This window comes from Streptomyces sp. NBC_00820, from assembly GCF_036347055.1.
Taxonomy (GTDB): domain Bacteria; phylum Actinomycetota; class Actinomycetes; order Streptomycetales; family Streptomycetaceae; genus Streptomyces.
In genome coordinates this window covers 2,830,218-2,854,464 of the sequence record NZ_CP108882.1, presented here as the reverse complement: position 1 = coordinate 2,854,464, position 24,247 = coordinate 2,830,218, and the positions used below count along the sequence as shown (strand labels likewise).

Annotated in this window: 22 protein-coding genes and 2 pseudogenes; 12 read left to right on the top strand and 12 right to left on the bottom strand. The window is 71.8% G+C overall.

Features of this window, described 5'->3' with window-relative positions; all coding sequences use genetic code 11:
• Both OIB37_RS13040 and OIB37_RS13035 read left to right on the top strand, forming a co-directional pair.
• Complete coding sequence (locus OIB37_RS13040; protein ID WP_330457753.1) at positions 1-981, top strand: SCO2521 family protein; 981 nt, start codon at positions 1-3, stop codon at positions 979-981.
• Between the two features lie 45 nt (positions 982-1,026).
• Positions 1,027-2,013: a hypothetical protein gene (locus tag OIB37_RS13035; protein WP_330457752.1), complete on the top strand. Its 987-nt coding sequence runs from the start codon at positions 1,027-1,029 to the stop codon at positions 2,011-2,013.
• 80 nt (positions 2,014-2,093) lie between these two features.
• Here the strand turns inward: OIB37_RS13035 and OIB37_RS13030 are convergent, their stop codons facing one another.
• The gene (locus OIB37_RS13030; protein ID WP_330457751.1) at positions 2,094-3,020 is read right to left on the bottom strand and encodes a dihydrodipicolinate synthase family protein; all 927 of its coding nucleotides are present in this window, start codon (positions 3,018-3,020) and stop codon (positions 2,094-2,096) included.
• A 490-nt stretch (positions 3,021-3,510) separates the two neighbouring features.
• On the opposite strand from OIB37_RS13030, the pseudogene OIB37_RS36300 reads away from it, so the two are divergent.
• The 4 genes and pseudogenes from OIB37_RS36300 to OIB37_RS13015 all read left to right on the top strand — a co-directional run.
• Positions 3,511-3,597: pseudogene (locus tag OIB37_RS36300) on the top strand (DNA repair protein RecO); the annotation flags it as partial.
• Positions 3,598-3,894: 297 nt separating this feature from the next.
• On the top strand, positions 3,895-4,641 hold the full coding sequence (gene recO, locus OIB37_RS13025; RefSeq protein WP_330457750.1) for a DNA repair protein RecO: 747 nt from the start codon (positions 3,895-3,897) through the stop codon (positions 4,639-4,641).
• Between the two features lie 25 nt (positions 4,642-4,666).
• On the top strand, positions 4,667-5,518 hold the full coding sequence (locus OIB37_RS13020) for an isoprenyl transferase (protein ID WP_330457749.1): 852 nt from the start codon (positions 4,667-4,669) through the stop codon (positions 5,516-5,518).
• Between the two features lie 60 nt (positions 5,519-5,578).
• Entirely contained in the window at positions 5,579-6,112 is a 534-nt protein-coding gene (locus OIB37_RS13015; RefSeq protein WP_330457748.1) for a YcxB family protein, read from the top strand.
• A gap of 6 nt (positions 6,113-6,118) precedes the next feature.
• Here the strand turns inward: OIB37_RS13015 and OIB37_RS13010 are convergent, their stop codons facing one another.
• From OIB37_RS13010 to OIB37_RS12995, 4 genes are all read right to left on the bottom strand, one after another.
• Positions 6,119-6,538: a Fur family transcriptional regulator gene (locus OIB37_RS13010; protein ID WP_330457747.1), complete on the bottom strand. Its 420-nt coding sequence runs from the start codon at positions 6,536-6,538 to the stop codon at positions 6,119-6,121.
• A gap of 61 nt (positions 6,539-6,599) precedes the next feature.
• Positions 6,600-7,502: a metal ABC transporter permease gene (locus tag OIB37_RS13005; RefSeq protein WP_330457746.1), complete on the bottom strand. Its 903-nt coding sequence runs from the start codon at positions 7,500-7,502 to the stop codon at positions 6,600-6,602.
• Positions 7,502-8,311 carry a metal ABC transporter ATP-binding protein gene (locus OIB37_RS13000; RefSeq protein ID WP_330461829.1) on the bottom strand — a complete coding sequence of 270 codons (810 nt, stop codon included), beginning with the start codon at positions 8,309-8,311 and terminating at the stop codon, positions 7,502-7,504. Before OIB37_RS13000 ends, OIB37_RS13005 begins: the two co-directional genes overlap by 1 nt.
• Before the next feature lie 38 nt (positions 8,312-8,349).
• Positions 8,350-9,345, bottom strand: coding sequence for a metal ABC transporter substrate-binding protein (locus tag OIB37_RS12995; RefSeq protein ID WP_330457745.1), 996 nt, complete (start codon positions 9,343-9,345; stop codon positions 8,350-8,352).
• A gap of 182 nt (positions 9,346-9,527) precedes the next feature.
• On the opposite strand from OIB37_RS12995, the gene OIB37_RS12990 reads away from it, so the two are divergent.
• From OIB37_RS12990 to OIB37_RS12980, 3 genes are all read left to right on the top strand, one after another.
• Positions 9,528-10,910 carry a glycine--tRNA ligase gene (locus tag OIB37_RS12990; protein ID WP_330457744.1) on the top strand — a complete coding sequence of 461 codons (1,383 nt, stop codon included), beginning with the start codon at positions 9,528-9,530 and terminating at the stop codon, positions 10,908-10,910.
• A gap of 184 nt (positions 10,911-11,094) precedes the next feature.
• Positions 11,095-12,105, top strand: coding sequence for an aldo/keto reductase (locus OIB37_RS12985; protein ID WP_330457743.1), 1,011 nt, complete (start codon positions 11,095-11,097; stop codon positions 12,103-12,105).
• Positions 12,106-12,131: 26 nt separating this feature from the next.
• Positions 12,132-12,779: a TetR/AcrR family transcriptional regulator gene (locus tag OIB37_RS12980; protein ID WP_330457742.1), complete on the top strand. Its 648-nt coding sequence runs from the start codon at positions 12,132-12,134 to the stop codon at positions 12,777-12,779.
• Here the strand turns inward: OIB37_RS12980 and OIB37_RS12975 are convergent.
• The 3 genes and pseudogenes from OIB37_RS12975 to OIB37_RS12965 all read right to left on the bottom strand — a co-directional run.
• The gene (locus OIB37_RS12975; RefSeq protein ID WP_330457741.1) at positions 12,754-13,185 is read right to left on the bottom strand and encodes a hypothetical protein; all 432 of its coding nucleotides are present in this window, start codon (positions 13,183-13,185) and stop codon (positions 12,754-12,756) included. The two genes, OIB37_RS12980 and OIB37_RS12975, sit on opposite strands and share 26 nt — an antisense overlap.
• 164 nt (positions 13,186-13,349) lie before the next feature.
• Complete coding sequence (locus tag OIB37_RS12970; RefSeq protein WP_330457740.1) at positions 13,350-13,574, bottom strand: hypothetical protein; 225 nt, start codon at positions 13,572-13,574, stop codon at positions 13,350-13,352.
• 331 nt (positions 13,575-13,905) lie between these two features.
• Positions 13,906-14,040, bottom strand: a pseudogene (locus OIB37_RS12965) (ATP-binding cassette domain-containing protein); the annotation flags it as partial.
• Between the two features lie 49 nt (positions 14,041-14,089).
• Here OIB37_RS12965 and OIB37_RS12960 point away from each other — a divergent pair.
• Positions 14,090-14,836 (top strand): TetR/AcrR family transcriptional regulator, encoded by a 747-nt coding sequence (locus tag OIB37_RS12960; protein WP_330457739.1) that lies wholly within the window; start codon positions 14,090-14,092, stop codon positions 14,834-14,836.
• Positions 14,837-14,893: 57 nt separating this feature from the next.
• Here OIB37_RS12960 and OIB37_RS12955 read toward each other — a convergent pair whose 3' ends face one another.
• Together OIB37_RS12955 and OIB37_RS12950 are read right to left on the bottom strand one after the other, a co-directional pair.
• Complete coding sequence (locus tag OIB37_RS12955) at positions 14,894-16,258, bottom strand: alpha/beta hydrolase family protein (protein WP_330457738.1); 1,365 nt, start codon at positions 16,256-16,258, stop codon at positions 14,894-14,896.
• Positions 16,259-16,390: 132 nt separating this feature from the next.
• On the bottom strand, positions 16,391-17,389 hold the full coding sequence (locus tag OIB37_RS12950; RefSeq protein ID WP_330457737.1) for a L,D-transpeptidase: 999 nt from the start codon (positions 17,387-17,389) through the stop codon (positions 16,391-16,393).
• 334 nt (positions 17,390-17,723) lie between these two features.
• Between OIB37_RS12950 and OIB37_RS12945 the strand changes: the two genes are divergently transcribed.
• On the top strand, positions 17,724-18,773 hold the full coding sequence (locus tag OIB37_RS12945; protein ID WP_330457736.1) for an alpha/beta hydrolase: 1,050 nt from the start codon (positions 17,724-17,726) through the stop codon (positions 18,771-18,773).
• A gap of 56 nt (positions 18,774-18,829) precedes the next feature.
• Here the strand turns inward: OIB37_RS12945 and OIB37_RS12940 are convergent, their stop codons facing one another.
• Positions 18,830-20,287, bottom strand: a complete 1,458-nt coding sequence (locus tag OIB37_RS12940; protein ID WP_330457735.1) for an MFS transporter — start codon at positions 20,285-20,287, stop codon at positions 18,830-18,832.
• 146 nt (positions 20,288-20,433) lie between these two features.
• Here OIB37_RS12940 and dusB point away from each other — a divergent pair, with 146 nt between their 5' ends.
• Positions 20,434-21,567, top strand: coding sequence for a tRNA dihydrouridine synthase DusB (dusB, locus tag OIB37_RS12935; protein ID WP_330457734.1), 1,134 nt, complete (start codon positions 20,434-20,436; stop codon positions 21,565-21,567).
• A 387-nt stretch (positions 21,568-21,954) separates the two neighbouring features.
• On the opposite strand, the gene OIB37_RS12930 is transcribed toward dusB, so the two are convergent.
• Positions 21,955-23,619 carry a CDP-alcohol phosphatidyltransferase gene (locus tag OIB37_RS12930; RefSeq protein WP_443058264.1) on the bottom strand — a complete coding sequence of 555 codons (1,665 nt, stop codon included), beginning with the start codon at positions 23,617-23,619 and terminating at the stop codon, positions 21,955-21,957.
• Positions 23,620-24,247: the final 628 nt, after the last annotated feature.

Sequence of the window (24,247 nt, the reverse complement as noted above, 5' to 3'; positions counted from 1 at the left end):
ATGGCGGACCGGGCCCTGCCGGCCGCGCCGGCCCTGATGTGCGGCGAGGTCCGCACCTGCCTGCTGCCCACCCGTGACGCCGTCGACGGGCGGGTGGCGCAGCGGCTGCTGCAACTGCGTCCCGACGAACGCGTCCGCCTCTCCCGGCGCCCCAACCCGCACGCGCTCTCCCCGGACGTCCTCACCGGCGTGGACTGCCGGCTGCCCACCACGAGCGGCGCCAAGGTCCGTGCCGTCGGCACGGTGACGGCCCGCGCCGCCCTCACCGAGGGGCGCGTGCTCCAGGCCACGGCGTACTTCTCCGCCCCGGCCGCCGGACCCGACCGGCGCCGCCCGTGGGGGTACTACCTGGTCCGCCCCGGAGTGCTGGTCCCCGTCGGCCGCCTGCCGCGCGAAGCGGTCGTCCAGGGCTTCCTGGCCGACGCCCGCTCCCCGGACCTGCTCGACGTCGGCTCCGTCGCCCAGGGCCTGCTGGACCGGATCTCGCGGCAGTACCGCCTGCTCGACCAGGACCCCCCGCTGCGGACCTCCGACACACGGCTGCGCTGGGCCGCGCTGCCCGCCCCGGCCGGCACCCCGGCCCGTCTGGTGAGCTTCACCGTCGACGACGAGGAGGGTCTGCGCACCGCCGAGCTGCGCGTGCCCGAGGACTCCGCGCCCGACGCCGTGGCCGGACTCTGCGAGGACCTGGCCCTGCACGACTGGCTGCTGACGACCGTCGGACAGAAGCTCGACGGCCTGCCGGTCGCGGCGGCGGACGGGGCCGCCGCCCTGAAGGTGCTGCGCCCCCTCGTCGAACACCTGCTGCACGTCTGGATGCCCAGGGCCCGCCTGGACCCGGCGCTCGACCCGCTGTGGCAGACGCTGGAGCAGCGCCCCGGCTTCACCCGCCAGTGGCAGAACCTGGTGCAGCGCGTCCGCGACCAGATGGCCCTGCGGGCGCTGCTGTCCCAGAGCGACGCCGCGCTGGCGGCCCGCTGACGAACGAGCACCATCCACACGGTCCCGACGGGGGGAGAAAGCGAGATGACCGGAACGATCACATCGCGCGGAGACAACGGGTACGACGACGGCGGTCGCGGCCGGGAGGACGGCGCCCGCAGGCTGATGCAGAAGCTGCTCGTCACGGTGCTGGCGGGCGGCGTGGTGTACGTGCTGAGCACGGTGCTGGCCCCGACGGCCGACGACGTGTGGCAGCTGGTGCTGTCGGTGCTGTGCGGCGGCGCGGTGCTCATCGTCCAGTTCATGGTGACCTTCGCGCACCAGCTGGGCGATCTGAAGAGCTCCGTGGAGAAACGCTTCATCGACATCGGCCGGGCCACCAAGCTCTTCAACGAGGTGGAGAAGCTCCGCGACGACGGTGTGCCCCGGCTCGCCGAGAGCGCCACGCACGTGGTGTCCATCGGGCCGCAGATCCTGCACGACTTCGCGCGCGAGGAGATCAACCGGCTGGCCCTGCAGATGGACGACCTGACCAACCTCAGCGCCGAGTGCCCCGGCGAGAACCACGACTGGCTGCTGAGCCTGACCAAGTGCGCGAAGAGGAGCGTCTACGCCACCAGCACCTCCGTGGACCGGGACTTCTGGAGCACCGAACCGGCCGGCCGCTACCTGGAGGCCCAGCGCAAGGCGATCGAGGACCGCGGGGTGACGGTCAGGCGCCTGTTCGTCGTCAGGCAGACGACGGACATCCCGGGGCTCGCGGACCTCTGCAAGGAGCAGCGGGACGTGGGCATCGAGGTGCGGGTGGTGGCCCTGTCCCAGCTCCCGCTGTACGTCCAGCGCGGCAAGATGATCGACTTCATCGTCTTCGACGAGGAACTGTCCTACGAGATCGGCGTCGACCAGCTGAGCGTGAACTCCTGGACGACGGTGAACGCCCGCGCGGACGACGTGCAGCAGCGGATCAGGCGCTTCGGCGAACTGTGGAACGCCAGCCCGGGAGGCAGCCCCAACGGGGTCCCGGACAGCACCCGGACACGGACGGGAGGCCCCGATCCGACCGCCACGTGAACCACGGGCGCCGCGCTCACCGCGTCACAGCGGCCCGGCCGCGCTCACCGCGTCACAGCGGCCCGGCCGCGGCCACCGCGTCACAGCAGCCCCGCCGCCGCCAGCACCTTGCCCACCCGCTCGACCTCGTCGCCCGACAGCGGGATCTGGGACTCGGCGGTCACCGGGCAGTCGATCACGCCCCGCAGACACAGCGCGGCCTTGAACGCCCCCAGCGCCGCGGAACTGCCGCCCATCCGGGCCGGGTCGCCGATGCCGACGATGCCGAACAGCGCGCACAACCGCTCCTGTTCCACCCGCGCGCCGGCCAGGTCGCCCGCCCGGGCGAGCCGGTAGAGGCGGACGTACCCGTGCGGGTCGACGTTGGCGAGGCCCGGCACCATCCCGTCCGCGCCCAGCGCCAGCGCGGCGTCGGCGATCACCTCGGAGCCGGTCAGCACGGCGAACCCGGCGTGGGCGCGGGCCCCGGTGACGACCTCGCGGAAGGCGGCGAGGTCTCCGCTGGAGTCCTTCAGGCCGGCCAGCACCCTGTCACCGGCCAGGCCCAGCACCACGTCGGCGGGGAGCTTGGTGTGCACGGCGGACGGGATGTCGTAGGCGATGACCGGGACCGGGCTGAGGGCGGCGACGCGGCGGTAGTGGCGGATGATCTCGGCGGGGTGGGTGCGGGTGTAGAAGGGGGCCGTGACGACGACGGCCTGGGCGCCGGCGGCGCTGACGGAGGCGACGTGGTCCAGGACGCGGTTCGTGGTCATGTCGATGGCACCGGCCAGGACGGGCAGCCCGCCGCCGACGTGACCGACGACCGCCTCCACCACCTGCCGGCGCTGCCGGTCCGTCAGAAAGGCCGCCTCCGAGGTCGACCCGAGCACGAACAACCCGTGCACTCCGGCCTCCACGAGATGGTCGACCAACCTGAGCAGGGAGGGGACGTCCACCTCGCGGTCCGGCGTCAGGGGCGTGCAGACGGGCGGTACGACACCGGTCAGCGGGGCGGGAAAGGTCATTCGGGCCTCCGGGGCGGGCTCGGGCGCGCGGTCGCGGGTCGGCTGGTCCTCCACAGGATGCTGGCAGCGGCAGCGGAGTCCGGGCTGCGACGCGGCCGGGAACAGGGTGTGCGTGTACGGGTGCCCGGTCCGGCCGGTGACCCGGGTCGCCTGGGTCCCCCCCACCGACCCAGCCGCCCGAGGTCGTGCCGACGACGGGACGGGGCCGCCGCCGCATGGGCGAGAATGGATCCCATGAGTCTGTTCCGCGACGACGGCATTGTGCTGCGCACCCAGAAGCTCGGTGAAGCGGACCGGATCATGCTGTGCTGCTCCGGGGGGCAACCCCCGGGCCCCCGGCCGGCCGGAAGCGGAGGCCGGCGATGAGCCTCTTCCGGGACGACGGGATCGTCCTGCGCACCCAGAAGCTCGGTGAAGCGGACCGGATCATGCTGTGCTGCTCCGGGGGGCAACCCCCGGGCCCCCGGCCGGCCGGAAGCGGAGGCCGGCGATGAGCCTCTTCCGGGACGACGGGATCGTCCTGCGCACCCAGAAGCTCGGTGAAGCGGACCGGATCATGCTGTGCTGCTCCGGGGGGCAACCCCCGGGCCCCCGGCCGGCCGGAAGCGGAGGCCGGCGATGAGCCTCTTCCGGGACGACGGGATCGTCCTGCGCACCCAGAAGCTCGGTGAAGCGGACCGGATCATGCTGTGCTGCTCCGGGGGGCAACCCCCGGGCCCCCGGCCGGCCGGAAGCGGAGGCCGGCGATGAGCCTCTTCCGGGACGACGGGATCGTCCTGCGCACCCAGAAGCTCGGTGAAGCGGACCGGATCATGCTGTGCTGCTCCGGGGGGCAACCCCCGGGCCCCCGGCCGGCCGGAAGCGGAGGCCGGCGATGAGCCTCTTCCGGGACGACGGGATCGTCCTGCGCACCCAGAAGCTCGGTGAAGCGGACCGGATCATCACGCTGCTCACGCGTGGTCACGGACGGGTGCGGGCCGTGGCTCGTGGTGTGCGGCGGACCAAGTCGAAGTTCGGGGCGCGGCTGGAGCCGTTCTCGCACGTCGACGTGCAGTTCTTCGCGCGCGGCAGCGAGCTGGTCGGGCGGGGGCTGCCGCTGTGCACGCAGAGCGAGACCATCGCTCCGTACGGCGGCGGGATCGTGACCGACTACGCCCGCTACACCGCCGGCACGGCCATGCTGGAGACCGCCGAGCGGTTCACCGACCACGAGGGTGAGCCCGCCGTACAGCAGTACCTGCTGCTCGTCGGCGCCCTGCGCACCCTCGCCCGCGGTGAGCACGCCTCGCACCTCGTCCTCGACGCCTTCCTGCTGCGGTCGCTCGCCGTCAACGGGTACGCCCCCAGCTTCGGCGACTGCGCGAAGTGCGGAATGCCCGGGCCGAACCGGTTCTTCTCGGTCGCTTCCGGCGGCTCCGTCTGCGTGGACTGCCGGGTGGCGGGCAGCGTCGTACCCTCCCCGCAGACCCTGGTTCTGCTCGGCGCGCTGCTTACGGGAGACTGGGAGACGGCGGACGCGGCCGAGGCACGGCACGTCCGCGAGGGCAGTGGGCTGGTGTCCGCCTATCTGCACTGGCACCTGGAGCGCGGGCTGCGCTCCCTTCGGTACGTCGAGAATTAAGCACGGCTGAGGAGACGAGAAGCACATGGTCGTAAGCGGGATCCTGGGGCGCCGGCGCCGTGAGTACAGGACGCCGGAACCGCATCCGTCGGGCGCCCGCGCGCCGAAGCTCCCCGGTGAGCTGGTGCCGAACCACGTGGCGATCGTCATGGACGGCAACGGACGCTGGGCCAAGGAGCGCGGGCTGCCGCGCACCGAGGGGCACAAGGTCGGCGCCGAGCAGGTCCTGGACGTCCTCCAGGGCGCCATCGAGGTCGGCGTCGGCAGCATCTCGCTGTACGCCTTCTCCACCGAGAACTGGAAGCGCTCGCCCGACGAGGTCCGCTTCCTGATGAACTTCAACCGCGACTTCATCCGCAAGACCCGCGACACCCTCGACGAGCTCGGCATCCGGGTGCGCTGGGTGGGCCGGATGCCCAAGCTGTGGAAGTCGGTGGCCAAGGAGCTCCAGATCGCCCAGGAGCAGACCAAGGACAACGACAAGCTCACCCTGTACTTCTGCATGAACTACGGCGGCCGCGCGGAGATCGCCGACGCCGCGCAGGCCATCGCCGAGGACGTGAAGGCGGGCCGGCTCGACCCGTCCAAGGTCAACGAGAAGACCCTCCAGAAGTACATGTACTTCCCGGACATGCCGGACGTCGACATGTTCCTGCGCCCCAGCGGCGAGCAGCGCACCTCCAACTACCTGGTCTGGCAGAGCGTATACGCCGAGATGGTCTTCCAGGACGTGCTGTGGCCCGACTTCGACCGCCGTGACCTGTGGCGCGCGTGCATGGAGTTCGCCTCCCGCGACCGCCGCTTCGGCGGCGCGGTGCCGAACGAGGAGCTGCTGGCGATGGAAGCGGCGATGAAGGGCCGTCCCGAGGGGAACTGATCGGTAACGGCCGGGAAAAGCGCTCGTGACGACCGGTCGGCTGGCTTAGTATCCCGCCTCATGATCATGGACATGGGGCGGGATGCCGCACAGGAGACGGTCGAGCTGGAGTACCAGTCGGTCGAGGCGGACTGGGTGACGGCGCTGCGGGAACGCAGACAGGTCAGCAAGGCGGGGCGGCGGCGGAAATGGTGGATCGGCGTCATGGTCGGCTGTGCCGTACTGGGTGCCGCGGCGGATCTGGCGGACGGTGAAGCCCCGGTCTTCTGGGGGGTCTGGATCGCCGTCTTCGTGCCCCTGATGCTCCTGGCGCCCCGCCTGCAGGCTCGCCAGCTGTTCCGCGCGTTCGAGCGCAACGGCACGCATCGTGTGACGGTCACGGACGCCGGGTTCACGGCGGCCACCGACAACGCCACGTCGACGCTGAACTGGACGGCGCTGCCGCGCTATCGGGAGACCGCGGAGATGTTCGTGCTGTTCGGCGGCGACAAGAACGCGGTCCGGTTCGCCGTACTGCCCAAGCGCGGCCTCAGGAACGCCGAGGACGCGGACAGGCTGCGGGCGATCCTGGACCGCAACCTGAGCCGCGCCTGAACCCGCTCAGCCGCCGGAGACCTCCGCGCAGTCCGCGCAGGTCCCGAAGATCTCCACGGTGTGCGCCACGTTGACGTAGCCGTGTTCCACCGCGATGGCCTCCGCCCACTTCTCCACGGCGGGGCCCTCCACCTCCACCGCCTTGCCGCAGGCACGGCAGACCAGGTGGTGGTGGTGTTCGCCGGAGGAACAGCGGCGGTAGACGGACTCGCCCTCGGAGGTGCGCAGGACGTCGACCTCGCCGGCGTCGGCGAGGGACTGCAGGGTGCGGTAGACCGTGGTCAGACCGACCGAGTCGCCCTTGTGTTTGAGCATGTCGTGCAGTTCCTGCGCGCTGCGGAACTCGTCGACCTCGTCCAGGGCCGCCGCCACGGCAGCCCGCTGCCGGGTCGCGCGGCCCTTCACGGGCGGTCCAGCGGTCGTCACCGTTGTCTCCTCACGTCACGCGTCTGCCGCGGGCCATTCTGCCAGCCCGGACCGCGCCCGGTCAGACGCCGAGCTCGTCCGCGGCCGTCCGCGTGGCCGGAATCGTGCACTCCGCGGGGTCTCCGGCCGGCTGCGCCGCCGCGGCCGTCCGGGCCCGTCGGCGGGCCAGCGGAGCGGCCAGGGCGGTGAGGGCGACGAAGGCCCCGATGGTCAGCAGGACGATCGTCGCGCCGGGCGGGACGTCCTGGTAGAAGGACGTGACCGTGCCGCCGACCGACACGGTGACGCCGAGGGCGACGGCGATCGCGAAGGTCGCGGCGAAGCTGCGGGTGAGCGCCTGCGCGGCGGCGACGGGGACGACCATGAGCGCGGAGACCAGGATCAGGCCGACCACCCGCATGGCGACGGAGACCGTGACGGCCGCGGTGACGGCGGTGAGCAGGTTCAGGGCGCGCACCGGCAGCCCGGTGACCCGCGCGAACTCCTCGTCCTGGCTGACCGCGAACAGCTGGCGGCGCAGCCCCAGGGTGACGACCGCCACGAACGCGGCGAGGATCACGATCGCGGTCACGTCGGAGGGCGAGACCGTCGAGAGCGAGCCGAACAGGTAGGACGTCAGATTGGCGTTGGAACCGCCCGGCGCGAGGTTCACGAACAGCACGCCGCCGGCCATGCCGCCGTAGAAGAGCATGGCGAGGGCGATGTCGCCGCGCGTCCTGCCGTACCAGCGGATCAGCTCCATCAGGACCGAGCCGAGCACGGAGACGAGCGTGGCCATCCACACCGGCGAGGCGTGCAGCAGGAAGCCGAGGCCCACGCCGGTCATCGCCACGTGCCCGATGCCGTCGCCCATCAGGGGCTGGCGGCGCTGGACGAGGTAGATGCCGATCGCGGGCGCGGTGATGCCGACCAGGACGGCCGCGAGGAGCGCCCGCTGCATGAAGGCGTAGTTCAGGAGGTCCATCAGCTCAGCAGTCCCGTGCGGATCGGTTCGGAGTTCGCGGACGTGTGCGGGTGCACGTGGTCGTGGCCCGGCAGGGCGTGCTGGCCGAGCGCGCGTGGCGGCGGTCCGTCGTGGACGACGCAGCCGTCGCGCAGGACGACCGCCCGGTCGATCAGGGGTTCCAGCGGGCCCAGCTCGTGCAGGACCAGCAGGACCGTCGTACCGGCGGCGACCTGCTCGCGCAGGGTCGCGGCGAGCACCTCCTGGCTGGCCAGGTCGACGCCCGCCATCGGCTCGTCCATGATCAGCAGTTCGGGCTCGGCGACCAGGGCGCGGGCGATCAGCACCCGCTGGTGCTGGCCGCCGGAGAGCGCGGTCACCGTGTCCTTGGCGCGGTCCGCCATGCCGACCAGCTCCAGGGCGCGGTGCACGGCCTCCCGGTCGGCCTTGCGGAAGAGGCCGAAGCGGGTGCGCGAGAGCCGGCCCGAGGAGACGACCTCGGTCACGGTGGCGGGGACCCCGCCGGCGGTGCTGGTGCGCTGCGGTACGTAGCCCACGCGCGCCCAGTCGCGGAAGGCGCGGAGCGGGGTGCCGAACAGCTCGACGGCGCCGGCGGTGGCCGGGACCTGGCCGATGAGGGTGCGTACGGCCGTCGACTTGCCGGAGCCGTTCGCCCCGAGCAGCGCGACGACCTCGCCGCGGCGCACGGTGAGGTCGACGCCGCGCAGAACCGGGCGCGCGCCGAGCTCCGCGCGCACCCCGCGCATCGTCGCGACGGGCTCGCTCGTGGTGTCGGTGTCCCTGGTGTCCCTGGTGTCCCTGGCGTCCATGGCGTCCATGGTGTGCATGGTCTCGTCCTCCCTGCCGGTCACTTGGCCCCCAGGGCCTGCTGGAGGGCCTTGAGGTTGGCCCGCTGTACGGCGAGGTAGTCCTTGCCGCGGGACTTGCCGGTGATCCCCTCGATCGGGTCGAGCACGTCGGTCCGCAGTCCGGCGTCGCCGGCGATCGTCTTCGCGGTGTCGTCGCTGACGAGGGTTTCGTAGAAGACGGTGCCGACGTGGTCGGCCCTGGCGAGCTTCTGGAGTTCCTTCACGCGCGCGGCGCTCGGCTCGGACTCGGGATCGAGGCCGTTGATGGCCTCCTCGGTGAGGCCGTAGCGCTCGGCGAGGTAGCCGAAGGCGGCGTGGGTGGTGATGAAGACCCTGGTCCTCGTGTGCGCGAGGCCGTCCTCGAACTCCGTGTTCAGCCGGCCCAGTTGCTTCACCAGGGCCGCGGTGTTCCTCCGGTAGTCGGCCGCGTGCTCGGGGTCGGCCTTCTCGAAGGCCTTGCCGACGCCGCCGGCGACCTGGGCGTAGCGCACCGGGTCGAGCCAGATGTGCGGGTCCAGCCCGGCGGACTCCGCGTGGTCACCGGGGTCGTGGGCGTCAGGGGTGTCGTGCGCGGCCGCGTGGCCGCCGACCTCGGTGCCGTGCTCCTCCAGCGTGGTCAGGGAGGCCGCGTCGATCTTCGTGCGCACCGGGGACTGGGCCACCGCGTCGTCGACGGAGGGCTGGAGGTTCTTCAGGTACAGGACCGCGTCGGAGTCCTGGATGCCGGCGATCTGCAGCGGGCTGAGCTCCAGGTCGTGCGGCTCCTGGCCGGGGGAGGTGAGGCTGGTGACGTGGACGTGGTCGCCGCCGATCCGCTCGGCGAGGAAGGCCATCGGATAGAACGACGTGACGACGTCGAACTTGCCCGTGCCGCCCGCGGCGGCGCCGGTGGTCGAGCAGGCGGTGAGGGTGCCCAGGCCCAGCGCGATGGCCACCGCGGCCGCGATCTTGGCCGCGCCTATTCGGGAGGCACCGGGGCGCCGACGTGCGTTCATGACAGTCATTTTCAACTAACATGGAAACCGTTGTCAACAAGCCTGGTGAGAGGCCCGGAATGCCCTGGCGTGGGGCCTGCGGGCAGGGCCGATTTGGCCGAGGGGGAGTCCGCGCCGGTAACCTGAATCATTCGCTGGAAGCATCTCGCTTCAACGCCCGCCGTCGTAATGAAGAGAGCACCGTGGCCGCCGACAAGATCGACACCATCGTCAGCCTGAGCAAGCGCCGTGGCTTCGTTTTCCCCTGCAGTGAGATCTATGGCGGTCAGCGTGCCGCCTGGGACTACGGACCGCTGGGTGTCGAGCTCAAGGAGAACATCAAGCGCCAGTGGTGGCGCTACATGGTGACGTCGCGCGAGGACGTCGTCGGTATCGACTCGTCCGTCATCCTGGCCCCCGAGGTCTGGGTCGCCTCCGGTCACGTCGCCACCTTCTCGGACCCGCTGACCGAGTGCACCTCGTGCCACAAGCGCTACCGCGCCGACCACCTGGAAGAGGCGTACGAGGAGAAGAAGGGGCACGCCCCGGCCAACGGCCTGGCCGACCTCAACTGCCCCAACTGCGGCAACAAGGGCACGTTCACCGAGCCCAAGCAGTTCTCGGGTCTCCTCTCCACCCACCTCGGCCCGACGCAGGACTCCGGCTCCGTCGCCTACCTGCGCCCCGAGACCGCCCAGGGCATCTTCACCAACTTCGCCCAGGTGCAGACCACTTCCCGCCGCAAGCCGCCGTTCGGAATCGCCCAGATGGGCAAGTCCTTCCGCAACGAGATCACGCCCGGCAACTTCATCTTCCGCACGCGCGAGTTCGAGCAGATGGAGATGGAGTTCTTCGTCAAGCCGGGCGAGGACGAGCAGTGGCAGGAGTACTGGATGCAGCAGCGCTGGAACTGGTACACCGGCCTGGGTCTCCGTGAGGAGAACATGCGCTGGTACGACCACCCCAAGGAGAAGCTCTCCCACTACTCCAAGCGCACCGCCGACATCGAGTACCGCTTCCAGTTCGGCGGCTCGGAGTGGGGCGAGCTGGAGGGTGTCGCCAACCGCACCGACTACGACCTCACGGCCCACTCCAAGGCCTCCGGTCAGGACCTCTTCTACTTCGACCAGGAGGCCGGCGAGCGCTGGACGCCGTACGTCATCGAGCCGGCCGCCGGTGTCGGCCGCACGATGCTGGCGTTCCTGCTCGACGCCTACGTCGAGGACGAGGCCCCCAACGCCAAGGGCAAGATGGAGAAGCGCACGGTGCTGCGCCTCGACCACCGTCTGGCCCCGGTGAAGGTCGCGGTGCTCCCGCTGTCCCGCAACCCCGAGCTGTCCCCGAAGGCCAAGGGTCTGGCCCAGGCGCTGCGCCAGAACTGGAACATCGAGTTCGACGACGCCGGCGCCATCGGCCGCCGCTACCGCCGCCAGGACGAGATCGGTACGCCGTTCTGCGTGACCGTCGACTTCGACACCCTCGAGGACAACGCGGTCACCGTCCGCGAGCGCGACACCATGAAGCAGGAGCGGGTGTCTCTCGACCAGATCGAGGGTTACCTGGCCTCCCGTCTGGTGGGTTGCTGACCTCCGTCTGAGGCGCTGTCCGGGGGCTCCGCCCCCGGGCCCCCGGTTCCTCGCCCACCCACCACCCGACTCGGTCGGCTGGTGGGTGGGCGTTTTTGTGCCCCGACCCGGCCGACGAACGGTGGATGACAAATGACAGCTGACAGATATTGAAATCTGTCAGTCCTGATGTCACAGTGGATGCATGACGATGCGCACCCACACCCTCGGAACCACCGGCCCCCAGGTCTCCGCCCTCGGCCTCGGCTGCATGGGCATGTCCGCGCTGTACGGCGACGCCGACCGCGCCGAGTCCGTCGCGACCATCCACGCCGCCCTGGACGCCGGCGTGACGCTGCTGGACACCGGCGACTTCTACGCCATGGGTCACAACGAGATGCTGATCGGCGAGGCCCTGCGCTCCGCCTCACCGGCCGCCCGCGAGCAGGCCCAGGTCAGCGTGAAGTTCGGCGCGCTGCGCGACCCGGACGGCAACTGGAGCGGCTACGACGGCCGCCCCGCCGCCGTGAAGAACTTCGCCGCCTACTCCCTCCAGCGCCTCGGCGTCGACCACATCGACGTCTACCGGATCGCCCGCCTCGACCCGGACGTCCCCATCGAGGAGACCGTCGGCGCGATCACCGAGCTGATCGAGAAGGGCCACGTCCGGCACGTCGGACTCAGCGAGGTCGGCGCCGAGACCATCCGCCGGGCCGCCGCCACCGCCCCGATCGCCGACCTCCAGATCGAGTACGCGCTGATCACCCGGGGCATCGAGCGGGAGATCCTGCCGACCGTCCGCGAACTGGGCATCGGCGTCACCGCCTACGGCGTGCTCTCCCGCGGCCTCATCTCCGGCCACTTCACCCACGACCGGCAACTGGGCGCGAACGACTTCCGCGCCTTCTCGCCCCGCTTCCAGGGCGACAACCTCCGGCGCAACCTGGACCTCGTCGAGGCCCTGCGGAAGATCGCCGAGGAGAAGGGCGTGAGCGTCGCGCAGATCGCCATCGCCTGGGTGCTCGCCCAGGGCGACGACATCGTGCCGCTCGTCGGCGCCCGCACCCGCGAGCGGCTGGCCGAGTCGCTGGGCGCGCTGGACGTCACGCTGGACGCGGCCGACCTCGCGGCGATCGAGGAGGCCGTCCCGGCGGACGCGGCGGCCGGCGAGCGCTACCCGACCGCGCAGATGGCACACCTCGACAGCGAACGCTGAGACCACCCCCCGGTACCGTCTAGGACATGGCACCGACCAGCGAGATCCTGACCGCCGAGCGCATCCTCGAAGCGACCGAGGAAGTGCTGCGCCGCCACGGCCCGGCCAAGGCCACCGTGGTCGACGTGGCGCGCGCGCTCGGCGTCAGCCACGGCAGTGTCTACCGGCACTTCCGGACCAAGGCGGCGCTGCGCGAGGCGGTGACCAAGCGCTGGCTGGACCGGACCTCGCGGCACCTGGCCGGCATCGCCGCCGGGGACGGCACCGCGCAGGACGGTACCGGCACGGTGGGCGTCGCCGGGGACGGCACCGCCGAGGACCGGCTGCGCGCCTGGCTCGGCGCCCTGTTCGAGGCCAAGCGGCACAAGGCCGGCGACGACCCCGAACTCTTCGCCACCTACAGCGTGCTGGCCGACGAGAACGGCACGGCGGTCGGCGAGCACATCGCCGACCTGACCGCGCAGCTGACCCGGATCATCGAGGCCGGCACCGGGTCGGGCGCCTTCCGCGTCTCCGACCCGGCCGCCGCCGCCCGCGCCGTCTTCCAGGCCACCGGCCGCTTCCACGACCCCTGCTACGCCCGCGAATGGCGGCGCCCGGGCATCGAGGAGGAGTTCACGGCCGTCGTGGACCTGCTGATACGCGGACTCAGCTCACCTTCACCTTCACGGTAGGCGAGTGGACCTTCCCGGCCGAGACGCGCAAGTGCTCCTCGCCCTTGAAGTTGAGCTTGGCGACGATGGCGTACGAGCTGCCGGTCCTGACCTTGGCCGACGCCTTCAGGGTGGTCCACTTCCCGGACTTCTCATGCTGGAGCACCAGCTTGGTGCCGATCTTCAGCCCCTTGGTGCGCCCGGTGAACGTCACCTTGTCCCCGGCCTTCACCGAGCTCTTCCCGGCCTTGACGGTGATCGAGCCCTCCTCGGCGCTGGGGCTCGCGCTGGAACGGCTGCCGGTGGCGGCGGTGCCGGTGGTGCCGGCCGCGGCGGACGCTCCGGCCGCCGAGCCGGAGAGCAGGAGCACAGACAGGGCGCCGGCGCCGAGCGCGCGGCCGTAGCGATGGCGGAGTGCGGAGGTCATGGAGGTCTCCCGTCCTGTCGCTCGATGGACCTTCCCAGGCTGGCGCCGGTCCGTGCGAGCGGCCACTCGAAACCGCTCGCAGCAGCCCTCGGAACCCGCGAAACCGCAGGTCACCGGCGCGAACGGTGGACGGGTCCGGTGCCGGGCGCTCCGCGTCGGCGGCGTCAGCGCGAGGACTGCCGCGCCGCCGACGGGTCCACCGTCGCCTGGTGCGCCCCGGCCAGATGCTCCTCCGCCTTCAGCCAGGGCAGGAACTGGACCGCCTTGTGCCAGCCGCAGGTGTCACAGCTGATCGTGCGCTGGATGCCCGTCCGCCGTACCTGGACCACATGCTCCCGGCCGTGCTGGTCCCAGCGGCTGACCTTGCTCGTGCTGTTGCTCTGCGGCATGGCCTCTCCCACGTCCCTCCCGTGTCGCCTGCTGCCGTTCCCCGGCCGCAAAGGAGTGTGCAGCAAGAACGACATCGGCGGGGAGGGTTTCCCGGCGAGTTGACCGGACCGTCATCCGAGGACCGGGAACGCATCCGAGGATCGGGAGCGGGCCGGATACGGCGCCCGGCCCCTTTGGCGTCAGAGCGCCACCAGCCGGCCGCTGCCGCCTCGCAGCCGCACCGAGGCCAGGGCGCCGCAGACCAGCGCCACGCCGAGGTCCGGCGCGCAGCGCGTCGTACCCCCCGACGCGGACACGGCCCGCGTCGGGGCGCACCAGTCCGGTGACGATCTCGACGAACGTCGTCTTGCCGGCGCCGTTGTGGCCGATCAGGCCCACGACCTCGCCCGGCGCGACCGTCAGGCCGAAGCCGTCGAGCGCGCGACGCCCGGCGTAGCACTTCACCAGTCCCTCTGCTTCGAGCATGCGTCCCCCTTGATCGAGTCTACGCTGTATGGGTCTACACTGTAGACCCATGACTGGCAGGCGAGAAGAGATCCTGGACGCGGCCCTGGCCCTGGCCGACGAGCGCGGCCTCGAAGCGGTCTCGATGCGGGCACTGGCCGAACGCGTCGGCGTCACGCCGATGGCGTTGTACCGGCACGTCGCGGACAAGGCGGCGCTGCTGGACGCCATGGTCGGACGCCTGCTCGGCGCGTTGCTGCCGCCGGAAGCGGGCGCGGGTGACACGCAGGGCGCCGGCACGGGTGCGGGTGCGAAAGGCACGGCTACGGACACGGCTACGGACACGGACACGGGTACGGACGCGGGTACGGACGCGGGCAGGGGCCGGACCTGGGACCAACGGCTCAACGCCCTCGCCTACGCCTGCCGGGAGATCGCCCAGCGTCACCCGTGGGCCGCGCACCTGCTCTTCTCGCGTCCCGCCGTGACCGCGGACGCCGCGCGTGCCGTGGACATCATCTACCTGGCCCTCCTCGAAGCCGGGGTTCCGGAGTCCGAGGTGCCCCGGCTGGAGCGTCTGGTGACCACCTTCGTGATCGGATTCGCCGCCTCCGAGGCCGCGGGCCGCTTCGCCCCCGGCGCCCTCGACCCGCGCGGCCGGCGCGGCCGGCGCGGCAGGCTCCCGGAGAGCGAGCTGCCGGGGCACCGCAGGCTCGCACCGTGGCTGGACCTGCCGCCCGACCTCACGGCCGAGTTCGAGGCCGACCTGGACGACATCCGGTGCCTGGTCGAGGCGGTCGCGCGACGGCGGCACTGACCGCCGGCGCCTGGGCGGCCGTCCGTGGAGCCGGCGGCCAGTGCCGCCGCGGGAGTGTCAGCGAAGGACCGAGCCCAGCCAGTCGAAGACCTTGTCGCAGTGCTGCTGCGGGGCCATCGGGGAGCAGTGCAGCTGCGCTCCGGTGGCCGCGGTGAAGCGGAAGTACTCGCGGCGGGAGCGGAGCAGGTCGTACATCTCGCGGGGCTGGCCCGGATAGAACTGCTCGCCCTCGTAGTCCAGGACGAGGACCGGCGCCTTGATGTTCCGGACCTGCTTGGTGACGTCCAGGCCGATGGCGACCTGGGCGGCGCTCCACAGGTCCGTGAGGACCTTGCCCGCGCGGGCCTGGAGGAGGGCCTCGCGGGTGAAGATCTCGAAGCGCTTTTTGACGGTGTAGGCCTGGTACGGGTCGAGTCGGGGGACCGCTTCCTTCCAGATCCGGTTGGTCCGTGTCCGGTCCGGGGTGACGATCTCGCGGATCTCCTGGGGGAAGGCGAGCCAGGGCCGCACACAGCCGGGCTCGCACACGACGGCCGCGATCCGGTGCTCGAAGGCGGCGGCCCGGGCGACCAGGTTGCCGCCCATGCTGAGCCCGGTGAGGGCGATCCGGGTCGCGTCGACGTCCCCCCGGCGCACCAGCCAGTCGACGAGCGGGGTGACCACGCGCTCCCAGCGGGTCGTGAACGGGATCTCCTCCACGAAGAGCAGCTGCCCCTGGCCGGGGCCGTCGTAGACGAGGGCGTTCCAGCCCCGGTCGAGGGCCGCGCACACCCCGTAGGTCCACATGTCGACGTTCTGGCCGTCGCTGCCGTTGGTGAGGATGACGGTGGGGCGCGCCTTGTCCTGCTCGTCGGGGCGGAAGAACCAGACGGGCAGACGGGTGCGTTCGTAGGGGACCTGGGCGGTCACGGCGGCCGGTGCGCACAGCCGGGCGAAGTCGTCCCAGGCGCGGCGTCCGGCCAGGTAGTAGTCCTTCTCGTCGCCCGGCCGCCTGGTGCCGAGGACGTAGAACAGGGCCTGCGCGTAGTACTGGGCGGCCCGCAGGGAGCGGAAGCGGCGGGTCTCGTCGTCGGGCCGGCCGCTCCGCGACGAGAGGCGGTCGCCCAGGGCGTGGAAGGTGTCGCAGTAGGTCTGCGCCGACAGCCCGGCCCTGTTGATCGCGTTCACGGCCGTGAGCACGTCCCCGACCTCCGAGGCTCGCATGGTGGCCGCGCCGAGCGCGAGCAGCCCCGAGAAGTCGAAACCGTCGTCCGGGAACAGCCGCATCGCGCCCGGGGTGAGGGACGGCCCCGAAGCAGAGGGGCCGGAGGCCGACGGCGAGGGGGCGGACGCGGCTGTCCCGAGGGTGCAGCCCGTGGTGGCGAGGGCCCCCGTGCCGACGGCGAGACCGGTCAGGGCGGCCCGGCGGGAGAGGTGCGTCATGGTGCCGCACCGTAAGGGGTCCGCCTCCGCCCGCCTCGATGCCGCGCGGCTCCCCTCCCTCGAACAGTCCTCACGGGCCCCGGGTTCGCTCCCCGGGGCCCGGAGGACCATCGGCGCCGCCGGCGCGGCGCGTCACAGCGTCGCGGTCGTCCCGCTCCCGGACGCGCTGCCCACGAGCCACTGGTCCCAGTCCAGGTTGAAGGCGGCGTAGCCGTTGTCGGCCGGGGCCTTGGCGCGGGGCGAGCCGGTGATGGTGACGGGGTCGCCCTGCTTGACCTGGCCGTAGAACCACTTGGCGTCCGACATGGACAGGTGGATGCAGCCGTGCGAGCCGCGGGCGCTGCCGCTGCCCGGAGTGGGGTCGCCGGTCGAGTAGTGCACGTACGTGCCGGACTGGGTCAGGTGGACGTCCCAGGGCAGCGTCAGGTCGTAGTAGTTGGGGCTGCCCTTGTCGCAGCTGATGCCGACGCTGCAGGAGGTCATGTGGACCTTCTCCTGCTTGTCGATGACGGCCATCGTGCCGTTCCACGTCGGATACTGGGCGCTTCCCGCGTTGATCGACAGGGTGCGCACCACCTTGTCGTTCCGGGACACCCTCATGGTGTGGCCGGTCACCGAGACATCCGCGCGCACGTCGTCGCCGACCTTGAAGTCGTGCGTGTAGCTGCGGACGCCGTAGCGCCCGTTGCCGTTGCTGACGCCCTTCACGTCGACGTCGATCTTCACGTTCGTGCCGGAGGGCCAGTACGTCTTCGGCCGCCAGTCGACGCGCCTGTCGCCGAACCAGTGCCAGGCGCCGACCACCGGCTGCGAGGCGCTCACCGACATGTGCTTCTCCACCGCGGCCCGCGCCTTCGCCGCCACCGGGTTCGTGAACACCACCGAGATCGGCATGGCCACGCCGACCGTGGTTCCCGTCTGCGGGGTGATCGTGTCCAGCAGCATCGGCGGCCCCGCGGGCTTCGTCGGTGACGGAGAGGCGCTCGCGCTCGGCCTGCCCGACGACTTCGCGTCGTCCCCGCCCGCCGTGGCGCCCGCCTTGTCGCTGCCGCCCCCGCCGCAGCCACTCGCGCCCACCAGCATCGCACCCACGACGAGTGCGATCCCTATGCCACCCTTGCGCCGTCCCACGGCCTGCCCCGCTCTCTCGCTGTTCGGCCCTGACGGGCCCGACTCCCTGTCAGACAGTCCGGAGGCGGGTCGCAGTTGCGCGCGTCGAGGGAAATGTGTCCCAAAAATTCGGCGCGCACCACCGGGCCGGGGCCAATGGGGCTGTTTACGAGTCACGAGTCACGAGTCACGGTTCCGGCCCGGCTTCTGCGGGGCCCGGGCACGGCCTGCCGCGAGGCATGTCCATCTGCGGGACACGTCCGTCTGCGGGGCACCCGGGACACCGATCACCTACCGCCCGGCCCGATTCCGTGAAAGCCTGGCCGGCCCCCGGTCCCGGCGCGAAAGAGGCACGATGTCGATTCCGCTTCACGTCCGTGCCCAGGCGGCCGCGGTCCGGGCGGCGTTCGCGCTGCCCCGCCCGCTGCGGCGGCTGATCGCGGGGGCGCCGATCCGGCGGGACGGTCAGGAACTCGCCCTGGACGCGCAGTTGCTGCTGCGGCTGATGCGAATCGCCGGCACCAGGCTCGTCCTGGACGGCAAGGTGGACGCCTCCCGTGCGGCGCTGGACCTGGGGCGGCACATGGTGAGCGGGCCCGTGATCGAGCCGGTGGCCGCCCGGGAGATCCGGATCCCGGTGGAGTACGGCGAGCTGCCCGCCACCCTCTACACACCGGAGGGACTCGCGGCGCCGTCCGGGCTGCTGGTGTTCTTCCACGGCGGCGGTTGGGTGCTGGGCAGCCGGACGAGTCACGACAACACCGCGCGCTTCCTCGCCCGGCGGGCCGGCGTCCGGGTGCTGTCCGTCGAGTACCGCCGGGCCCCCGAGCATGTCTTCCCGGCGGCCGTCGAGGACGCGCTCGCCGCCTTCGACCACGCCCACGCGAACGCGGCCGCCCTCGGGGCCGACCCGGAGCGGATCGCCGTCGGCGGAGACAGCGCGGGCGGCAACCTCGCCGCCGTGACCGCCCAACTGGCCACCGCGCGCGGCGGCCCGGCGCCCGCGTTCCAGCTGCTGCTCTACCCGGCGACCGACGCGTCGCGGCACTCGCGTTCGCGGGAGCTGTTCGCCGACGGTTTCTTCCTCACCGGCGAGCAGATGGACTGGTTCACCGACCACTACGCCCCGACGGGCGTGGACCGGTCGGACCCCCGCCTGTCCCCGCTGCTCGCCGGCGACCTCGCCGGACTGCCACCGGCCTACATCGCTACCGCCGGCTTCGACCCCCTGCGCGACGAGGGCGAGGCCTACGCGAAGGCCCTCACCGAGGCCGGTGTGAAGGTCACCCTCAGCCGCCGGGCGGACCTGATCCACGGCTACGCCAACTTCCTCGGCATCGGACACCGCTTCCGCGAGGCCACGACCGAGGCGGCCGACGCACTACGGACGGCCCTGAGCGGCTGAGCAGCTGACCGGCTGAGCGGTTGCCTGGCCCGAGCGGCCGAGCGCCGCCCGCCGGACTACGCCCCGACTCCCGAGGTCTCGCGCACCCCCGCGGACCGCAGATTCTCGGCCGTACGCTCGGCGGTCGCCCGCGCCCAGCGTCCACTCGTCAGCGCCCCCAGGACGAGCACCGCGATGCCGCAGCCCGTGAGGATCCACCAGCCGGGGACCGCGGCCGACACGAAGGTGTGCCGGTACGACGACGAGTCCGCCGCCGACGCCACTCCCGACGCCAGCACCGCGCCGACCACCGCGACACCGAGTGTCTGCCCCAGCTGCCGGCTGGTGGACGCGACGGCGGCGGCGACGCCCGCCTGGGCGCGCGGCATCCCGGACACCGCCGTGTTCGTGATGGGGGCGTTCACGAAGCCGAACCCGATGCCGAACAGCAGGTAGCCGAGGAACAGCGTCACGTTCGAGGTCTCCGCCTCGAAGCCCGCGAAGAGCAGGGCGCTCGCGGTCATCGCGGCACCCGCCAGCAGCAGGGACGGGCGCGGGCCCCGGGTGGCCACCAGCCGTCCGGACAGCGGCGCGCACAGGAACGTCGGCACGGCCATCGGCAGCATCCACAGCCCGGCGTGCAGCGCGCTCAGGCCGCGTACGTTCTGCAGGTACAGCGTGGACATGAAGAGGAAGCCACCCAGTGCCGCGAACGCGCTGACCGCGATCACCGTGGCCCCGCTGAACGGCGCCGAGCGGAAGAAGCGCAGGTCGATGAGGGGTTCGTCGCGGCGTGGTTCGTACCGGAGGAGGGCGAGCAGGGCGGCCACGGCGAGGGCGGCGAACGGCAGGACCGACGTCACACCGGAGGCGGGCGCCTCGATGATCGCGTACGTCAGCGAGCCGAACAGGGCGATCACCAGCACCTGGCCGACCGGGTCGGGGCGCCGGGCCCTGGGGGCGCGGGACTCGGGGACGAGGCGGAGGGTGAGGAGCAGGGCCGTGAGGCCGACGGGGAGGTTGACCCAGAAGATCGAGCGCCAGCCGACCGACTCCACCAGCAGGCCGCCGACCAGAGGGCCGGCGGCCATGGATATACCGATCACCGCGCCCCACGCGCCGATCGCCCGGGCGCGCTCGCGCGCGTCGGTGAAGGTGTTGGTGATGATCGACATGGCGACCGGGTTGAGCATCGAGCCGCCGACCGCCTGGATCATGCGGAAGACGATCAGCAGTTCCAGGTTCGGCGCGAGCGAGCACAGCAGGGAACCGGCGGTGAAGACCGTCAGCCCCGTCATGAAGACCTTCTTGCGGCCGATCCGGTCGGCCGTCGAACCCGCGAGCATCAGCAGCGAGGCCAGCACCAGGGTGTAGGCGTCGATCGTCCACTGGAGACCGGAGGTCGTGGCGTGCAGCTCGCGCTGCATCGAGGGCAGGGCGACGTTCAGGGCCGTGTTGTCGAGGCTCACGATCAACAGGCTGCTGCAGCAGATCGTGAGCACGAGCAGGCGTCGACGATGACTCAACTCGGGCATGCGTCCATCGTAACCGATTTCAATAGTGCGCCTAACTAAGTACTGCCGTCCGGTCACGAAGAGTGTCCGGAGCGACCGGATGAGCTTGCGGGGGAGTGAGGGACAATGGAGCGTTGCCCGTCGTACAGCCGTCCCGGAGTTCCGTGATGAACCAGCCCCTCGCCATCGGCCCGCACGCCGTCACGCCGCCTGTCGTGCTCGCACCCATGGCGGGCATCACCAACGCGCCCTTCCGCACCCTGTGCCGGGAGTTCAGCGGCGGAAAGGGGCTGTTCGTCAGCGAGATGATCACGACCCGGGCCCTGGTCGAGCGCAACGACAAGACCATGCAGCTGATCAGGTTCGACGAGAGCGAGAAGCCGCGCTCGATCCAGCTGTACGGCGTCGACCCCGCGACCGTCGGCAAGGCCGTCCGCATGATCGCGGAAGAGGGTCTCGCCGACCACATCGACCTGAACTTCGGCTGCCCGGTCCCGAAGGTCACCCGCAAGGGCGGTGGCTCGGCCCTGCCCTACAAGCGCAACCTGCTGCGCGCGATCCTGCGCGAGGCCGTCAGCGGGGCCGGTGACCTGCCGGTGACGATGAAGATGCGCAAGGGCATCGACGACGACCACATCACCTACCTCGACGCCGGCCGCATCGCCGTCGAGGAGGGCGTCACCGCGATCGCGCTGCACGGCCGCACCACCGCCCAGCACTACGGCGGCACCGCCGACTGGGAGGCCATCGCCCGCCTCAAGGAGCACGTCCCGGAGATCCCGGTGCTCGGCAACGGCGACATCTGGTCCGCCGAGGACGCGCTGCGGATGGTCCGCGAGACCGGCTGCGACGGCGTGGTCGTGGGCCGCGGCTGCCTCGGCCGGCCGTGGCTGTTCTCGGACCTGGTGGCCGCCTTCGAGGGGCGCCCGGAGGACCTCGCCCGGCCGGCGCTGCGCGAGGTGGCCGACATCATGGTCCGCCACGCCACCCTCCTCGGCGAGTGGATCGGCGACGAGTCCAAGGGCGTCATCGACTTCCGCAAGCACGTCGCCTGGTACCTGAAGGGCTTCGCGGTCGGCTCCGAGATGCGCAAGCGGCTCGCGATCACCTCCTCGCTGGAGGAACTGCGCGCCGGCCTCGACGAGCTGGACCTCGACCAGGCGTGGCCCGTCGGCGCCGACGGCCCCCGCGGCCGTACGTCCGGCAACAACCGGGTGGTGCTGCCGGACGGCTGGCTGAAGGACCCGTACGACTGCGCGTGGGTCGGCGAGGAAGCCGAACTGGACACGTCCGGGGGATGAGATCGCTTTCCCGCCCGCCCGCCCGACTCGGTGTGCCGGGAGGGCGCCGTCCCACGGGGCTCCGCCCCGGACCCCGCGAAGAGCCGGGGAGCGGCGCCTTCGGGGGCTGCGGGGTGCTGCGGGGTGCTGCGGGGCGGGGCTGGGCAGGGGACTTCGGGCTCGGGCTCGGGTGAATCGCGGGCTGCGGGTTCGGGTGAGTCGGGTGCTGCGGGGCGGGGCTGGGCCGGGGACTTCGGGCTCGGGCTCGGGTGAATCGCGGGCTGCGGGTTCGGGTGAGTCGGGTGCTGCGGGCTCGGATGGGCCCGGGGCTGCCGCTCGGGTGAGCCCGGCTGCCGGGCCGGGCGGGGCCGGGGGTTTCGCACCGGCCCCGCGCGTGTGGCCCGGGTGTCAGTCCTTCCTGGGGTGCGGTGTCGAGCCGTAGGCCTTCAGGAAGCGGTCGCGGAACGAGCTCATCTTCCAGACCGGGGCGCTGTGGGCGGGGCGCAGGCCGTCCGTCCAGCCCCAGTCGGTGATCTTGTCGAGGACCTTCGGGTCCTTGGCGACGATCGAGATCGGCACGTCACGGCTGGCGTGGTTGCCGCTGACGCGGGCGATCGGCTGGTGGTCGCCGAGGAAGACGAGCACGGTGTCCTTGCTGCCGTAGCGCTGGAGCCACTCGGTCAGCGCGGTCACCGAGTACTGGATCGACTTGCCGTACTCCTGGCGGGACCTGGTGGTGTCGGCGATGACGTCGGCCGGCTTGTTGCCCGCGGCCTCGACACCCTTGAAGACCGAACCGTCACCCAGCCGGTCCCAGTCGACCATCTTCGGGATCGGCGCCCAGGGCTGGTGGCTGGAGGTGAGGATGAGCAGCGACATCCGCGCCTTGCCGTCGGCCGGCTTCTTGCTGTGCACCCGCTTCTGGTACTGCTCCAGCGCGTACTGGTCGGGCATGGTCGACCAGCTGAACTTCGGTCCCTTGTAGCCGAGCTGGAAGGCGTCGTAGTTCTTGTCCAGGCCGTACCACTTCTGCTCCGGCCAGCCCTTCTGCACGCCCGGCATCACGCCGACCGTGTCGAAGTCGCCCGTCTTCTTGAAGGCGTCCGTCAGGCTCATGTGGTCGCTCGCCATGACGGTGCGATAGCGCTGCTGGTTGCTGATCCACAGGCCCGACATGGTCGTGGAGTGGCCGAGCCAGCTGCTGCCGCCGTAGGTCGCCGAGGTCAGCCAGCCGCTCTTGGCGTGGAAGCCGGACTTCTCCAGCGCCGCGGTGCGCGCGTCGAGCGTCTTGTCGACGCCGGGCGCCATGACCGGGTCCTCGATCGCGCTGCGGCCGTAGCTCTCGATGAACGTGAAGACCATGTCCTTGCCGCGCAGGTCGGGCACGAGCTGCGCGGGGGGCGTGTCACCGAAGGCGTCCACCCTGGCGACCTTCTGGAACTCCGCCTCGTCCCGCAGCGTGTCCGTCACCGTGCGGGCCTGGGCCTTCAGCGCCGTGGCGGTGCGCTCCGACGCGATCGGCACGCCGGAGATCTGGAGGCCGAGGGAGGAGCAGGTGATCCAGGCGACACCCGCGATCAGGGTGCCGCGGGTCGCGGTGCCGGTGTGCCGGGCCAGGAGGTTGCTCAGGCGGACCATGGACAGCGCCAGCAGCACGAAGAGCAGCAGGACGACCACGATCACACCGGCCGTGGCTGCCAGGGTGGCCGTGCGGCCGAGCGAGTCCTCCAGGTACGACTCCGCGTCGCCGAGCAGGGTCCAGTCCAGGACGAGGTTGAAGCCGCGGCCCAGGTACTGGTTGAACCCCATGTCCAGCAGGTTCAGCACGGTCATCGCGGCCAGCGCGACCCCGGACACCGCCGCCAGCGCGATCCTCGGCCGCCGCGGCAGCGCGATCAGTACGGCGGCCCCGATGACCGCCTCACCCGGAATCCGCAGGAACTTGGCGGGTCCCAGCCCGACGACCGTGCTCGGCAGCACCAGTGCGGCGACGACCAGCGCGGCGGCGAGCACGGTGACGGCCGTGGACAGGGCCCGGGCGACGCCGGGGTGAGCCTCCCGCCGGCGCCGCAGGGGCCCGCTCCACGGCCAGGAACGGCGTGACTCGGCGCGGGGCTCGGCGGGTACGGGGGGTCCGTCGGCGGGGATCTCCTCGGCGGGTGTCTTGTCGGCCGGGGTTTCGGCTTCGGGGGTCTCGGCGGCGGGAGCGCTGTCGGCCGGGATTTCGGCGGGGGGCGCGCTGCCGGAGGGGGTCTCGGCGGTGGAAGTGCTGTCGGCCGGACCCGCGTCGCTGGGAGCGTCGTCGGTGGAAGTGCCGTCGGCGGAAGTGCCGCCGCCCCGGGCTTCGTCGGCGGGGGCCTTGTCAGCGGCAGCCTCGCCCGTCGAAGCCTCGCCGGCCGAGTCCTTGTCGACCGAGGCCTCGTCACCCGAAGCCCCGTCACCGGAAACCCCTTCCGCCGTGGCCGTCTTGGCATCGGCCTTCCCGGCGTCCGCCGGGGCCGTCGCCTCGGGGCCGGACCCCGGGGTCTCCTCGGCACCGTCCGCCTGCTCGGGGGTGGCCGGTACCGTTTCCTTCACTCTCCCCGGGGCGTCCTCCGCCCGCTCGGCCGAAGCCGGTGACTGGCGCGTGCTCGTGTGCTGAGGCAACCCGGAGGTCCTTCCGTACGTGACCCGGTGGCGAAGTCGGCGGGCCACGCTGGGG

Bases quoted from the DNA above. Each gene is read 5' to 3' on its own strand.
- OIB37_RS13040 (WP_330457753.1), top strand. From the start codon at position 1: ATGGCGGACCGGGCCCTGCCGGCCGCGCCGGCCCTGATGTGCGGCGAG.
- OIB37_RS13035 (WP_330457752.1), top strand. From the start codon at position 1,027: ATGACCGGAACGATCACATCGCGCGGAGACAACGGGTACGACGACGGC.
- OIB37_RS13030 (WP_330457751.1), bottom strand. From the start codon at position 3,020: ATGACCTTTCCCGCCCCGCTGACCGGTGTCGTACCGCCCGTCTGCACG.
- recO (WP_330457750.1), top strand. From the start codon at position 3,895: ATGAGCCTCTTCCGGGACGACGGGATCGTCCTGCGCACCCAGAAGCTC.
- OIB37_RS13020 (WP_330457749.1), top strand. From the start codon at position 4,667: ATGGTCGTAAGCGGGATCCTGGGGCGCCGGCGCCGTGAGTACAGGACG.
- OIB37_RS13015 (WP_330457748.1), top strand. From the start codon at position 5,579: ATGATCATGGACATGGGGCGGGATGCCGCACAGGAGACGGTCGAGCTG.
- OIB37_RS13005 (WP_330457746.1), bottom strand. From the start codon at position 7,502: ATGGACCTCCTGAACTACGCCTTCATGCAGCGGGCGCTCCTCGCGGCC.
- OIB37_RS13000 (WP_330461829.1), bottom strand. From the start codon at position 8,311: ATGGACGCCAGGGACACCAGGGACACCAGGGACACCGACACCACGAGC.
- OIB37_RS12995 (WP_330457745.1), bottom strand. From the start codon at position 9,345: ATGAACGCACGTCGGCGCCCCGGTGCCTCCCGAATAGGCGCGGCCAAG.
- OIB37_RS12985 (WP_330457743.1), top strand. From the start codon at position 11,095: ATGACGATGCGCACCCACACCCTCGGAACCACCGGCCCCCAGGTCTCC.
- OIB37_RS12980 (WP_330457742.1), top strand. From the start codon at position 12,132: ATGGCACCGACCAGCGAGATCCTGACCGCCGAGCGCATCCTCGAAGCG.
- OIB37_RS12975 (WP_330457741.1), bottom strand. From the start codon at position 13,185: ATGACCTCCGCACTCCGCCATCGCTACGGCCGCGCGCTCGGCGCCGGC.
- OIB37_RS12970 (WP_330457740.1), bottom strand. From the start codon at position 13,574: ATGCCGCAGAGCAACAGCACGAGCAAGGTCAGCCGCTGGGACCAGCAC.
- OIB37_RS12960 (WP_330457739.1), top strand. From the start codon at position 14,090: ATGACTGGCAGGCGAGAAGAGATCCTGGACGCGGCCCTGGCCCTGGCC.
- OIB37_RS12955 (WP_330457738.1), bottom strand. From the start codon at position 16,258: ATGACGCACCTCTCCCGCCGGGCCGCCCTGACCGGTCTCGCCGTCGGC.
- OIB37_RS12945 (WP_330457736.1), top strand. From the start codon at position 17,724: ATGTCGATTCCGCTTCACGTCCGTGCCCAGGCGGCCGCGGTCCGGGCG.
- OIB37_RS12940 (WP_330457735.1), bottom strand. From the start codon at position 20,287: ATGCCCGAGTTGAGTCATCGTCGACGCCTGCTCGTGCTCACGATCTGC.
- dusB (WP_330457734.1), top strand. From the start codon at position 20,434: ATGAACCAGCCCCTCGCCATCGGCCCGCACGCCGTCACGCCGCCTGTC.